Annotated in this window: 13 protein-coding genes and 1 pseudogene; 3 read left to right on the forward strand and 11 right to left on the reverse strand. The window is 30.7% G+C overall.

What is annotated here, in order from left to right:
* The first annotated feature begins 163 nt into the window (after window positions 1-163).
* On the forward strand, window positions 164-1,099 hold the full coding sequence (locus R2808_RS08195; RefSeq protein ID WP_371270477.1) for a YeiH family protein: 936 nt from the start codon (window positions 164-166) through the stop codon (window positions 1,097-1,099).
* A gap of 111 nt (window positions 1,100-1,210) precedes the next feature.
* Here the strand turns inward: R2808_RS08195 and R2808_RS08200 are convergent, their stop codons facing one another.
* From R2808_RS08200 to R2808_RS08225, 6 genes are all read right to left on the reverse strand, one after another.
* Window positions 1,211-1,429, reverse strand: coding sequence for a hypothetical protein (locus R2808_RS08200; protein ID WP_371270478.1), 219 nt, complete (start codon window positions 1,427-1,429; stop codon window positions 1,211-1,213).
* Between the two features lie 78 nt (window positions 1,430-1,507).
* The gene (locus R2808_RS08205; protein ID WP_371270479.1) at window positions 1,508-3,109 is read right to left on the reverse strand and encodes a hypothetical protein; all 1,602 of its coding nucleotides are present in this window, start codon (window positions 3,107-3,109) and stop codon (window positions 1,508-1,510) included.
* 29 nt (window positions 3,110-3,138) lie between these two features.
* Entirely contained in the window at window positions 3,139-3,447 is a 309-nt protein-coding gene (locus tag R2808_RS08210; RefSeq protein ID WP_371270480.1) for a hypothetical protein, read from the reverse strand.
* A gap of 16 nt (window positions 3,448-3,463) precedes the next feature.
* Entirely contained in the window at window positions 3,464-3,763 is a 300-nt protein-coding gene (locus R2808_RS08215) for a thioredoxin family protein (RefSeq protein WP_371270481.1), read from the reverse strand.
* 9 nt (window positions 3,764-3,772) lie between these two features.
* Window positions 3,773-3,973, reverse strand: a complete 201-nt coding sequence (locus tag R2808_RS08220; RefSeq protein ID WP_371270482.1) for a DUF6132 family protein — start codon at window positions 3,971-3,973, stop codon at window positions 3,773-3,775.
* A gap of 1 nt (window position 3,974) precedes the next feature.
* Window positions 3,975-4,970, reverse strand: coding sequence for a DUF3365 domain-containing protein (locus tag R2808_RS08225; protein ID WP_371270483.1), 996 nt, complete (start codon window positions 4,968-4,970; stop codon window positions 3,975-3,977).
* Between the two features lie 222 nt (window positions 4,971-5,192).
* On the opposite strand from R2808_RS08225, the gene R2808_RS08230 reads away from it, so the two are divergent.
* Window positions 5,193-5,897 (forward strand): peroxiredoxin, encoded by a 705-nt coding sequence (locus R2808_RS08230; protein WP_371270484.1) that lies wholly within the window; start codon window positions 5,193-5,195, stop codon window positions 5,895-5,897.
* A 117-nt stretch (window positions 5,898-6,014) separates the two neighbouring features.
* Window positions 6,015-7,100 carry a cytochrome-c peroxidase gene (locus tag R2808_RS08235; protein WP_371270485.1) on the forward strand — a complete coding sequence of 362 codons (1,086 nt, stop codon included), beginning with the start codon at window positions 6,015-6,017 and terminating at the stop codon, window positions 7,098-7,100.
* A gap of 15 nt (window positions 7,101-7,115) precedes the next feature.
* Here R2808_RS08235 and R2808_RS08240 read toward each other — a convergent pair whose 3' ends face one another.
* The 5 genes and pseudogenes from R2808_RS08240 to R2808_RS08260 all read right to left on the reverse strand — a co-directional run.
* On the reverse strand, window positions 7,116-8,609 hold the full coding sequence (locus R2808_RS08240; RefSeq protein WP_371270486.1) for an MBOAT family protein: 1,494 nt from the start codon (window positions 8,607-8,609) through the stop codon (window positions 7,116-7,118).
* The gene (locus tag R2808_RS08245; protein WP_371270488.1) at window positions 8,602-10,002 is read right to left on the reverse strand and encodes a GDSL-type esterase/lipase family protein; all 1,401 of its coding nucleotides are present in this window, start codon (window positions 10,000-10,002) and stop codon (window positions 8,602-8,604) included. The genes R2808_RS08240 and R2808_RS08245 overlap by 8 nt, the downstream gene beginning before the upstream one ends.
* Window position 10,003: 1 nt before the next feature.
* Window positions 10,004-11,464, reverse strand: coding sequence for a hypothetical protein (locus R2808_RS08250; protein WP_371270489.1), 1,461 nt, complete (start codon window positions 11,462-11,464; stop codon window positions 10,004-10,006).
* Between the two features lie 10 nt (window positions 11,465-11,474).
* The gene (gene argS / locus R2808_RS08255; RefSeq protein ID WP_371270490.1) at window positions 11,475-13,253 is read right to left on the reverse strand and encodes an arginine--tRNA ligase; all 1,779 of its coding nucleotides are present in this window, start codon (window positions 13,251-13,253) and stop codon (window positions 11,475-11,477) included.
* Window positions 13,254-13,390: 137 nt separating this feature from the next.
* Window positions 13,391-13,495: pseudogene (locus tag R2808_RS08260) on the reverse strand (3-oxoacyl-[acyl-carrier-protein] synthase III C-terminal domain-containing protein); the annotation flags it as partial.
* Window positions 13,496-13,501 lie beyond the last annotated feature (6 nt).

Consider the following 13,501-nt stretch of genomic DNA (forward strand, 5'->3'; position numbering starts at 1 on the left):
ATTTATTCATCATTTTATTTTTGAACAAAGTTAAACTGACTTATGATGAAAAAATGTAACAACGGTTACAATGAAATGTTACATTTGTTACACAATTCTTTCTAAAAAAGAAGATATTTGTAAATTATAATTTTAAGATTTACCTAGTAATAGAAGTTTGAAAATGAATAATCCAAGACTATTTACTAACTTAAATAATGATTGGTTATATTCAATACTTATTTGGTTATGCTTTTTACCCTTTTTTTCGCCTGCAATTGCTTTATTTGTTGGTTTACTTTTTTCTTTACTTGGAATTAAACACAAAAATATTCATCAATACACTGCTAAAATTTTAAAAACTTCTATAGTTTTAATGGGCTTTCAGATAAGTTTAGAAGCAGTAATTTCAGCCTCTAAAACGGGTTTTATTGAAACGGCTATTACTGTAACAGTTGTTATGTTATTAGGCATTTTATTAGGAAAATTATTTAAAGTTGAAAAAAACATTACGTTACTTATTGCATCAGGAACAGCTATTTGTGGCGGAAGTGCTATAGCAGCCATTGCACCTATATTACATAGTAAAAACTATCAAAATTCGTTTGCTTTAATGGTTGTTTTTGTGTTAAACGCTGTGGCATTATTTTTATTCCCATTTATTGGACATCAGTTAGGATTAGACCAAGAAACTTTTGGAAAATGGGCTGCTATTGCCATTCACGATACGAGTTCGGTTGTAGGTGCAAGTGCTATTTATGGCGAAAAAGCGTTGCATATTGCTACAACTATTAAACTTATTCGCGCATTGTGGATTATTCCTCTTGCATTGGTTATAGCCTTTGTATATAAGGGAAGTGATAAAAAAGCAATTACGTTTCCTTGGTTTATTTTGTTGTTTGTAGTAGCTATTGTTTTTGCTACTGTTTTCCCAGAATTTAACGAAACCTATAATCATTTAAGTTGGTTAGGCAAACGAGGAATGGTTGTGGCATTGTTTTTAATTGGTTCTAATATTTCGATTAGTGAAATACAAAAAACAGGGCCACGAAGCTTTTTATTAGGCATTAGTTTGTGGATTTTAACAGCCGTTGGTTCTTTATATTTTTTAACTCGATAATTTTTTTGTTTGTAAGAATTAACACTTTAAGTGTATTTATTTTTCTACAAATAGTGCAAAAAAAATGTTCTGCTTTTAGCAGAACATTTTTAAATTAGTGTTTTACTTTTCTTATTTTTTAGATGCGCAACATGCTTTTTTCTCGCTTTTATCGCACGATTTTTTTTCAGCTTTATCGCCACAAGAAGCTTTATCTTCTCCTTTTTTAGAAGCACAACATGATTTTTCTGTTTTTGCTTTTGCTTTCTTTTCTTGTTTTGGTTCTTGTGCAGTTACACTCATTGAAAACATAAACGCTGCTACTGCTAAAATTCCTACTACTTTTTTCATTTTTCTATTTTTTATTAACTATTTTACTTGTTTTTATTTACAACAAATATATATTTTTTTTAAAAATTAAAATACATTTTATTGTTTTTTTAAGATTTTTTCAGATTTATAAAACTTATTATCAAATATAAAGGTTACAATTACCATTTTTTCATTAGGCGATTCTAAATTAAATTCCATAGTATTTTTACCTTCTTTTAAATTTGAAATAATTCCTTCCGATATAATTTTACCTTCTACAGACATTACATAATATTCTAAAGATGCTTCGTACGGAATATCCAAATTTAACATTACAGTATCGTTTGTTACTGGATTGGGATAAAAAACACAATTAAACGGATTTTTTCCATTTATACTTTCTAAATGTAATGTAGAATTATACACTAATTTAACTTCATAAATAGATGAATCGGCGCTTGTTAAATTGGTTTGGTTATCCGTAAAAGCGGTTGGCGATGTACTTAAAATTCCGCCATATAAATGTCCAATAACAAACTCTGGCGCTGTAATATTATGCAACTGAATTACTTCGTTAGTGTAGTGTGGTATATTTTTATTTGGAATAAACTCGGCACCTGAACCTTTTAAATTTGGCATTTCAACAGGTAATTGATATTCTTCTAAGCTGCCATTAGACAATCTTGAAACACGGCTAATTGTTTTCACAAACGGCACTGTATTATCTTGAATTAATGTTCCATTTTGATAGTAATATTGACTCATTCCACCAAAAAACAAACTGTGCATTTGATTATCTGTGGCATTATACAAACCAACTTTTCCACTATGATAATTACTTAAATATTGACTAAATTGTGTTTGTGGAAAATAGCCATTTGCTTTAATATCGACAGGGTATAAAAAAGGTAAATTTGCGCCTATTTGAAATACGCCAGATGAAATAGTGTAGCCCAATTCGCCGTTAGGAAATACTTGTGGTACCAAATTATAATCTCTTCGATGTAAATGTACCGCATCGGTTGTAACAGAATAATTAGAAAATGACAACTGAGTACCGCTATTATCGATTTGGAATTTTCTAATAGCACTTGAATACGTTTGGGTAAACGTTGGGTTATTCATTGGGTTATACCGTCCATCAAAACGATGACCGCCTACTAAATAAAACTCGTTTCCTATTTTACCTAATTGCCCTCCAGTAATTGCAAAAACATCATTTGTTATTTGTTTAAAAAAAGGCGTTATAGTCGCATTGGTTTCTATCGCGGTCATAAGTCCAACTACATCTATTGCTGTTAGCTTATTGTGTGTAATATGATCGTTTGCTGTAGCTGAAAAACAATAACCTCCAATAATATAAAGCGTATCTTCATCTTGATAAAAATTCATATTGGTCGATTGTAATTGTTCTTTTATAGCAGTAGGCAATGCGTTAAGTGATGCCGACCACAGTTGATTATTGACTACATCTACCACATAAATATCGGTATTATTTTGACTTGATGGGAAAGCATTGAAAGGTTGGCGTGCATGCAAACCATCTTTTCGTCCGCCAATTATAAGCCATTTTCCATTGTGTTGTGCAAAAGCATACGAATGCAATCCAGGTAAACCCGTTACTGTAACTGGTGTAAGCACAACATCGTATGGAAATGAACTTTGCGCTTGCATAATTTGAAAACAACTTATTACAAGCAGAAAAAATATTTTTTTCATTATATACTGTTTTTAATTATTAATTTATTCTAAAAGTTAGTAGAATACTTGGGCGGATGCCAAATAGTTGTACAATAACTTGAAAATAAATTATTTTTATAAAAATTTGTAGTACACAAAACCTCGGTAAGTATAAAAATTGTAGGAATAACTATTGATTCTTTTACAAATTGAACAGAATTAAAATTTAAACTCATAACAAATTTACCTGTTTCACACTCAGAATCAGCAGTGGCACAAGCTGTTTGTGTAGTTACAATAACCTTTATTGCTCTAATAGATGGTAATGTTATAATACTAAAAAGGTAAAAAAGTAATATGTAAATTTTACATTTCATTAATCAAATATAAGAATTAAATTGAATCTAGTACTTTGTCAATAATTTCTTGTTTAGAAAGTATGGTTGAAGTTTTCCATAAAATATCGCCTCCATGAAATAACGCCAACATTGGAACAGAGTCAATAGAAAATTTATCAACTATTTCCGGAACATCTTGAACATTAACGACAAAAATATTAATTCTTTTTCCAATAGTTTTATTCACTTTTTGTAACGTAGGTTCTATCATTGCACATGGTTCGCAGTTTGAATTTATAAATTCAACTAAAGTAGGAACATCTTGATTTATTTTTTCCTGTAAATTAATTTTCATTTTCTAAAGTTATTTTTTCTTTTTTGGATTAGTCACAAACATGTTAAATAACAATCCACCCATTAAACCGCCATAAAGTGTGCTATTTAATGGTTTAGATGTGATGGCACAAGTTCCCGAAGCGCAACCTACATAATAGTAATATGTATAGCCCACAATTAAACCAACGACAATACCTATTCCTGTAAAAATATATTGTTTTTTTGTCATTTTATTTTTTGTCAAATACAATACTCCAAATTCCTCTTACTTCATTTTCATCGTAACCAACAGCTAAATCATTTGGATACAATTCTTTTATTTTTTTAAAAACGTTAGGTTTGATATTTTCGTGTTTTCCGTGACATTGTAAACACATCGTGTTAGTAGAAATTGGATAGTAAAAATGTACTTTTTCGTCTTCTTCTACTACAATTGGCTTTACATCTTTCTTATCATTCAAATCCTTTTTGAATTGCTCAATATATTTTAATTCTTCTTTATTAGCTCTATTATCCGGATTTCTATTTTTATCGGATACTCTTTTAATCTTAGCATTGTAATGAACCGACATACTATCGGTTAATGGTATCGCTTCATGATTACAAAAAGCTAAAGCTTTTTCAGTTCCTTCTTTTTGAATGGTTCCCATTAAGCTTTTACCTAATACTTTTTTGGTTCCTAAAGCATATTCTAAACCAATATCGGCAAATGTTTTTTCTTTTTCTTTAACTACAAATTCTTTACCCGATTGCTCCCAATTATCGTTTCCATGTCCTTGCCAATGTTCTTTGAACCAGGTTGGCTCTTCTATTTTATAATCAAACATAAAGGCAGCAATTTTAATGGCAGCACTATCGGGAAAAACTTGTTTTGGCATAACCCCAAATTTTTTAACAGCACCATACATTAAAGCTTTATCATCTGTTGGGTTTTTAACAAATTCAGAAACGTGTTGAATGAATTCTTCTCTTGTATAACCTTCTTTATCAATATATCTTGCTTTAATAGCAACCATAGGCGGAGCAATTCTTCCTTCTACTTCATCTGCAACTGGACTATGACATAAATAGCAATGTTTCTCCATAAGAGCTTTAGACTCGTCTGGATTATATACAAAACTATCATTTTCTATTTCAGTTACATTTTTATAAGCTTCATTTTTTTTGTTACAACTAAAAAGAGTGATAACTATAATTACTAAACTAAATAATTTGTTTTTTTTCATCGCTATTTTTTATAAAATTCAAATATAGTTTTTATGTATTTGTTTCAAAGTAACTATTGTTACAACTCGTTTTTATAAAATAAGAATAAACTATTTTTAAATAATCAAAAACTATCATTTTTATATATTACAATAAATAAAAACAATACACAAGTGTTTTGGTTACAAATCGGCATTTTTTTTTAGTTGAATTTTGTCTCATCAAAAATTAATAAAAAAAATATGGAAGAAAATGTAACATTTATGCCGAGAATTGGAGAAAAAGCTCCGGCATTTACAGCAAAAACAACGCAAGGAATAATTAACTTTCCTAAAGATTATGAAGGCAAATGGGTAATATTTTTTAGTCATCCAGCAGACTTTACGCCTGTATGTACTTCTGAGTTCATGACGTTTGCCAATATGGAAAAGCAATTTAATGAAGCTAATTGTGAATTAGTTGGACTTTCCGTAGATGGTTTATACAGTCATATTGCTTGGTTAAGAACCATCAAAGAAAAAATCGAATACAAAGGAATGAAAGATATTGAGATAAATTTTCCCTTAATTGAAGATATTTCAATGGAAGTTTCTAAACAATATGGAATGATTCAACCAGGAGAAAGTAGTACCCAAGCGGTTAGAGCAGTTTTCTTTATTGACCCAAAAGGAACTATTAGAACAATTTTATATTATCCACTAAGTATTGGTAGAAATTTCCAAGAAATCTATCGTGCATTAATTGCTTTACAAACTGCCGATGCTTTTGAAGTGGCTTGTCCTGCAGATTGGCAACCGGGTGATGAAGTTATTGTCCCAACAGCTGGTTCTTGTGGTGTTGCTAAAGAAAGAATGGATGATAAAGATGAATTAGATTGTAAAGATTGGTTCTTCTGTACAAAAAAATTAGATAAAGATTTAGTACTTAAAACAATACTAAAAAAATAATCTAAAATTGCTATGAAAAAGAAGAGAAAGACTAGTAAATACTAGTCTTTCTTTGTAATATAGGTTACAGTTAAAAATTATTGAAATGTATAATTTTGAACATTAAAACAAATCAAAATGAAAAAAATATTATTTGTATTAACTCTTGTTAGTCTAATTTCTTGTCAAAACAAAGAAGTTAATTATGAAGAGATTAATATAGTTAGCAAAACTCCTTTAATGATAGAAGCTAGTGATTATTTCAAACCAATATCCATGGTTTCAAGTGATAATATTCCTGATAATTTTCAAGAACTAAATAATCCTGTAAATATTACATCTGTAAAATTTGAAAACAGACTTAATGAAAAAGAACTTTTAGGACAAAAATTGTATTACGATAAACGCTTATCTAAAAATGGAACCATTAGTTGTAATTCTTGTCATAACTTAGATACTTATGGCGTAGATAATTCTCCCTTTTCATTAGGTGACACGAAAGAATTTGGCGGAAGAAACTCACCAAGTTCTATATATGCGGCTTTACATTTTAAACAATTTTGGGATGGACGTGCAAAAGATGTTGAAGAACAAGCTGGAATGCCAATTTTAAATCCTGTTGAACATGGCATTCCTTCACAAGAATTTTTAGTCAATCGCTTAAGAGGAATTGAAGAATATCAACAATTTTTCAAAAAAGTATTTCCTAATGATAATCAGCCTATTAATTACACAAATTTAACAAATGCTATTGGTGCTTTTGAAAGAAAATTAATGCCTGAAAGTAGGTTCGATAGATGGCTAGATGGTGATGATGATGCCTTAGATACAAATGAAAAAGAGGGGTTACAATCGTTTATAAATAATGGCTGTATTGCTTGTCATAGCGGCGTTGCAATTGGCGGACAAATGATGCAGAAATTTGGCATCTATGGTAATTATTGGGAACACACTAAAAGCAAGAATATTGACAATGGTTTACATGACATTACGAAAAATGAAAGCGATAAGTTTGTTTTTAAAGCACCTAGTTTAAGAAATATTGAAAAAACATATCCGTATTTTCATGATGGTTCGGTAAAAGATTTGAGTGAGGCAGTAAAGATTATGGGTAAACTACAAAGCAATAAAGATTTAACGGAAACTGAAGTAAAAAACATAGTAGCCTTCTTAAAAACACTAACCGCAGAAGTTGATCCAAAATTTAAAAAAGCCGATTTATAAATCGGCTTTTATTTTTTAAAACTGAAAATAGATAAAAGGTTGTGTGCCTTCGGCTGCGGTTGCATAAACAAGCCAAAAAACAAAACCTAAAATAATTGCTTTAATAAGTAGTGGTAATTTTTCGAATAATTTTTCGTTGAAATTTGTAAATTTAGCAGGTAAAAAATGCCAAATAAAACCAAAAGCAAGTAACATAAAAACATTTTTATACCCTAAAACAATCGTTTGAATTTGTTCCCAATTCCAGCGTAGTTGCGAAATGTTTTCGACCATTATAAAAACCGTTTCAAAATCTTTTGCTCTAAAAAATAACCAACAAAAAACCACAAAATGAAAGGTAAGAAGAATTTGAAAAAACCGAACAACATAATTTTTTGGCAATTTTATAAACTGGCCAAAAAAGCGTTCAAAAGCTAACGCTAAACCGTGCAAAACGCCCCAAAAAACAAATTTCCAATTAGCTCCGTGCCACAATCCGCCTAAGAACATCGTCATAAATAAATTGAAATAGGTGCGAAATTTCCCTTTTTTATTTCCGCCTAATGAAATGTATAAATAATCGCGAAGCCAACTCGATAAGGAAATGTGCCAACGTCGCCAAAACTCGGTTATTGATGCCGATTTATAAGGCGTATTAAAGTTAGGTGGCAATGTAAAACCCATAAGTAATGCCAACCCAATTGCCATATCGGAATAACCCGAAAAATCGCAATAAATTTGAATAGCATAACCGTAACTTGCCATTAAATTTTCAAATGCCGAATAGCTATTAGGTGCATCAAAAACTCTATCTACAAAATTTACCGATATATAATCGGATATAACCGCTTTCTTAATTAATCCGCCAATAATTAAGAATAAAGCATAACTAAATTCTTTTTTGGTAAGGTTTAACTTTTGGTAAATTTGCGGAATAAAATCGCTTGCTCTAACAATTGGCCCTGCTACTAATTGCGGAAAAAACGATACAAAAAACAAGAAATCGATAAAACTTTTTGTAGGTTCGAGCTGTTTTCTATACACATCTATGGTATAACTTAACGTTTGAAAAGTGTAGAACGAAATTCCGACAGGAAGAATAACATCAATAAACGAAACATTATCTGAAAATAACTTATTAAAATTATCAATAAAAAAATTGGTATATTTAAAATAAGCCAATAATCCTAAATTGATGATTAAACTTAATATTAAATAGAACTTCCTATAAAATTTTAACGGTTCTACATAAATTAATCGTGAAAGTGTATAATCGACAACCGAAGAAAAAATTAAAATCCAAAAATAATGTCCGCTTGATTTATAATAGAAAAAAAGCGAAAACAGCACAACATAAGTAATGCGAAAATAGTGCGTTTTTCGGCTTAAAATATAAATGAAATAAAAAACTAAAAAGAAGCCCAAAAACAACGCACTATTAAACAATAGCGGACTTTTTGGATTATAAATAAACCAAGATTCTACTGTATCGTAAGATACGTTTTGAATAAAATCGAGAATTTTAGTCATGCAAACTTTCGTATGAATTTAATAGTGCTTTATAAAACAATTTGCCTTGCCACTCGTAACCTTCAACAGTATAATGCACTTTGTCTTTATAAATTATATTGTTTGCACTATTTTTATTAATATTCTCGAGTCCGCCCATAGCTTCATATAAATTCCAAACCGCATAATTATTAGTTTCGGCATTAGCTATTATTTTTTCTGTATAATCTTGTACTAAAGTATTCGGATATTTTTTATTCCACAACGATGGCGGCGGTGTAGTAACCAAAATTTCGGCGTTTGGGTTTTCGTTTCGAATATTCTCTAGCATTTTAGTAAATTCCGAATAAAATGTTGCTACATCGAGTTTATCGAAGCTTTCATTTGTTCCTAACGATATAATAAACAAATCGGATTGTAATGCTAGTAATTGTTTAAAAAATCGGGATTCTTTATTAAAATCGACTGCTTTTGCTCCGTTTACACCAATAGCGTTATAAATAATTCCTGGATTATTATTTTCGAGAATTAATCCGTTTAGGGCAAAATTGTTTTTGTTTTCTGATGAAAAAATAAAAATTTTATCTAGTAAATGAGCACTATCATACACATAACCACTACCATCAAAATAAGAGTTTAACGGAATAAACTCTTTTTTACTTATAGTTTGATTTTCCGTTTTTTGCGTTGGAATTTTTAAAGTTTTTCCAGCTCGTATTGTATTCGATTTTAATCCGTTATATTTTTTTAAAGTCGAAACTGTAGTATTGTATTTTTGGGCAATTGTAGATAACGCTTCGCCACTTTTAATTTTATGTGAAATAACTTTAGGTTGTGGCTTTTCAATTTTTATTTCTTTTGATGCCAGTGCAAAATCGGCTAAATGCTCCTCATTAGGTGTAAGCATTTTTATAGAAGTAAACGCATACTGTGCATTTTTTACTTGAAGTTCTAGTACAAAATTTGAGTTAGTTGTTTCAAATGAAATACCACTTAAACCCATATTTTTAGAAAATTCTGCCGAGACTATTCGCGATGTGGCAAAGGTTGTATTTGCCGTATATTTTATAAACGAATTGCTATTGGTTTTAGCTAACGAATATGGAAAAGTGTAACCCAATCCGCTGTTTCCGAAACGTTCTTGTAATAGCGTTCTTGTTTTACCACTAAAAAAATCGGCTTGAATATGTGAATCGCCAATTTGTGTAATTCGTATTTTGTTATCTTTTTTTCTATCTAATTGTGCTAATTTTTGATAAAAATGGTTTATAGCTTGTGTATTATAAATGGTATTGTAATTGGTAGCATTGCTTAAAATAGCAACAGCGGTATCAATGGTTTCACGATTTGAAACACCGCTAGTTGGCTGTCCAAAACACGACTGAAAAAAACTAAAAATTACAAGAAAACTCATTTTAATCTTCATAAATAGTATCTTTTTTTTGGCTGGCATTTTTTGTATTTAACGCTTTAATTTTAGATAGTGAATTGTTATTTTTTTTATAGGTTTTGTATGCTTCATCTAATTGGTCAAAAATTAATTTTCCTATCATTTTTGAACCACGATAATTAAAATGTGTATAATCTTTATTGGCTTTTGCCGTATCGGCTTCTACCCACTTTACCATACTACCTTCGCCACCCATTTTATCGTATAAATTAACAAACCCCGATTGTGAAAGCATAGCATATTTTCGTTGCGCTTTAAGCAGCGGAACAACTGCCGAATCGGTTTTCATTTCTAATCCGTATTTGGTTGCTTTATCGGCTGTAGAAATAATTAAAAACTCGGCATTTGGAAAACACATTCGCAAATGACTAATTACTTTTTTCATTCGCTTTTCGTACCAAGAATAATTATACGAACCATAGTTTAAAATATTAGTTCCGTAATGCAATACAATCAATTTATAGTCTAATTCTTTTTGAAAAGCTTGCATTAATCCTGCATTAAACATTGATAATGGTAAACCCGAGTTTCCTCTACTCGAAAAATTATCGATATGTACACCTTTTCCATCATCAAAATTAAAGCCATAAATAGGTGTGTTATGCGTGTCGAAATATACTTTTAACGATTTTAAATTGTTGTTAGTTAACTGTAATGTGTTTAATTGCTGGTTTCCCAATAAATTATAGTTTAACGTATCGTTTCCTACTACACTATAAATTTTAGTATTTTTAGAAGTGGGTTTTCCGTAAAAAAGTGTAGGTTTTGGCAGCTCGGTTACATAACGCATTTTACTAGCTGTATATTTTACCCACGAATTAGGAATGGTATCGTTAGCAAAAAAAACATGTCCGTTAATACCGAAAGATTGTTTTGGTTTTTTGGTTTTTAAATACGATTGTGTAGTCCAGTTTGTTGAAAAAGTATGCCAAACAGAACTTCTAGATGCCGCCGATTCCGAAGTTATATTGACAAAACCTACGCCGTTACCGCCAAATTTTTCCTGAAACAGAGTTCTAATATCTTGCACAATCATATCGCCATCTGTCATAGAATCGCTAAAATAGGCAATACGAACGCTTCCTTGTTTGTTGGTTTCTAATTGAAATAAACTGCTAAAAAAATTGGTTAAATAGTTTATTCCTGTATAATGTTCATCATCAATAAATACAGAAGCCGCTTGTAAAGAATCGGTAGTTGTAGTAAGTATTGTATTGTTTTTTATTTGAATATCGAAAGTATCAACTCTGGTTGTTTTTTCTTCGTTTATTGCATCTAAAAGTAAGCTATCGACAACTACATTTTTTGTAGCGGTTTTAGTTTCTGGAAAAAGTTTGGCTCGTAAAAACGTTTTAAAAAGAAAAAAAGAAGCCGTTGCTAGTACAAGAGCAAAAAACGATTGAAAAAAGTATGATTTTGTTTTCACTTTTACAAATTTACATTCTATTAGGAACTTGAATCCCTAATAACTGGAATGCGTTTTTAATAGTAACGCCAACTGTTTGCGCTAATTGTACACGGAAAGTTTTTTTATCAATATTGGTTTCGCCTAAAATAGATACATTTTGATAGAACGAATTAAATTCTTTTACCAAATCGTAGGTGTAATTTGCAATTAAAGCCGGACTATAATTAGCTGCTGCATTTTGAACGATTTCTGGAAATAATTGTACGTGTTTAATAAGCTCTTTTTCTTTTTCGTGCATTTCAATTGAAACAATTGGTTTAGAATAATCAAAATCAGCTTTTCGTAGAATAGATTGAATACGAGCATAGGTATATTGAATAAATGGCCCCGTATTACCATTAAAATCTACCGATTCTTCTGGATTAAACAGCATATTTTTTTTAGGGTCAACCTTTAGCATATAATATTTTAATGCCCCTAAACCAATGGTTTTGTATAATTCTTCTTTTTCGGCATTAGAATAACCGTCTAGTTTTCCTAATTCTTCCGAAATTTCTTTTGCCGTTGCCGTCATTTCGGTCATTAAATCGTCGGCATCTACAACCGTTCCTTCACGCGATTTCATTTTACCTGATGGCAATTCTACCATTCCGTATGACAAATGGTACAAATGTTGTGCCCAATCGAAACCTAATTTCTTCAAAATCAAAAATAAAACTTTAAAGTGATAATCTTGCTCGTTACCTACGGTATAAACCATTCCGCCTACATCTGGGTAATCTTTTACACGTTGAATAGCTGTTCCGATATCTTGCGTCATATACACCGCAGTACCGTCAGAACGGAGCACGATTTTTCTATCTAAACCCTCATCGGTTAAATCTATCCAAACCGAACCATCAGGGTCTTTCTCAAAAATGCCTTTTTCTAAACCCAATTGTACGACTTCTTTTCCTAACAAATACGTATCGCTTTCGTAATAATTTTTATCAAAATCGACACCCAAGTTTTTGTAAGTTTCAGCAAAACCGTCATATACCCATTGGTTCATTTTTTTCCATAAGGCCACAACTTCTGCATCGCCAGCTTCCCATTTACGGAGCATTTCTTGGGCTTCTAAAAGTGAAGGTGCTTGTTTTTTAGCTTCCTCTTCTGCTTTACCTTGAGCAATTAATTCTTTTATTTCGGCTTTGTAGTTCTTATCAAATTCCACATAGTATTTCCCTACTAAATGATCACCTTTTATACCCAAAGTTTGTGGTGTTTCGCCATTGCCAAATTTTTGCCAAGCCAACATCGACTTACAAATGTGAATTCCACGGTCGTTAATAATTTGGGTTTTATATACTTTTTTACCCGAAGCTTTTATAATTTCGGCAACCGAATACCCTAATAAATTATTACGAATATGCCCTAAATGCAACGGTTTATTAGTGTTTGGCGAAGAATACTCAACCATAATGGCTTTTTCATTTTCTTTAGGCTGTACATAACCAAAAGTATCTTCATCTTTAATAGAATTAAAGAAATTAAGATAAAAAGTATCGGCAATAACTAAATTTAAAAAACCTCCTTTTACTTCAAATTTTGCTACTTCTGCAACATTCTCTAGTAAATAATTCCCTATTTTGGTACCAATTTCAACTGGGCTGCCTTTTAAAATCTTTACTAATGGAAAAACAACCATTGTAATATCACCTTCAAACTCTTTACGGGTTGCTTGAAATTCAACTTTTTCAATTTCTATATCGAATACATTTTTAACGGCAACTTGAATGTGTTTGGTAAGTATTTCTTGCAATGTCATTTTCCTTTATTTTTTAAGGTGCAAATTTAGTAATTAGTGGTTAGTAATTGGTAATTAGTGTTTAGTTTTTTTTAAAAAGAAAGCGATTCAAATGAATCGCCTTCTATGTTCTTTATTCTATTCTTAATTTTCTAAAACTACCAACGCATAATAACGCTTCCCCAAGTAAAACCAGAACCAAAAGCAGCTAAAACTACTACATCGCCTTCTTTAATTTTACCGTGTTCCCAAGCTTCTAAAATTATTTG

This window comes from Flavobacterium sp. (genome assembly GCF_041392005.1).
Lineage (GTDB): Bacteria > Bacteroidota > Bacteroidia > Flavobacteriales > Flavobacteriaceae > Flavobacterium.

Bases quoted from the DNA above. Each gene is read 5' to 3' on its own strand.
- R2808_RS08230 (WP_371270484.1), top strand. From the start codon at position 5,193: ATGGAAGAAAATGTAACATTTATGCCGAGAATTGGAGAAAAAGCTCCG.
- R2808_RS08225 (WP_371270483.1), bottom strand. From the start codon at position 4,970: ATGAAAAAAAACAAATTATTTAGTTTAGTAATTATAGTTATCACTCTT.
- R2808_RS08195 (WP_371270477.1), top strand. From the start codon at position 164: ATGAATAATCCAAGACTATTTACTAACTTAAATAATGATTGGTTATAT.
- R2808_RS08210 (WP_371270480.1), bottom strand. From the start codon at position 3,447: ATGAAATGTAAAATTTACATATTACTTTTTTACCTTTTTAGTATTATA.
- R2808_RS08205 (WP_371270479.1), bottom strand. From the start codon at position 3,109: ATGAAAAAAATATTTTTTCTGCTTGTAATAAGTTGTTTTCAAATTATG.
- R2808_RS08215 (WP_371270481.1), bottom strand. From the start codon at position 3,763: ATGAAAATTAATTTACAGGAAAAAATAAATCAAGATGTTCCTACTTTA.
- R2808_RS08235 (WP_371270485.1), top strand. From the start codon at position 6,015: ATGAAAAAAATATTATTTGTATTAACTCTTGTTAGTCTAATTTCTTGT.
- R2808_RS08220 (WP_371270482.1), bottom strand. From the start codon at position 3,973: ATGACAAAAAAACAATATATTTTTACAGGAATAGGTATTGTCGTTGGT.
- R2808_RS08200 (WP_371270478.1), bottom strand. From the start codon at position 1,429: ATGAAAAAAGTAGTAGGAATTTTAGCAGTAGCAGCGTTTATGTTTTCA.
- R2808_RS08245 (WP_371270488.1), bottom strand. From the start codon at position 10,002: ATGAGTTTTCTTGTAATTTTTAGTTTTTTTCAGTCGTGTTTTGGACAG.
- argS (WP_371270490.1), bottom strand. From the start codon at position 13,253: ATGACATTGCAAGAAATACTTACCAAACACATTCAAGTTGCCGTTAAA.
- R2808_RS08240 (WP_371270486.1), bottom strand. From the start codon at position 8,609: ATGACTAAAATTCTCGATTTTATTCAAAACGTATCTTACGATACAGTA.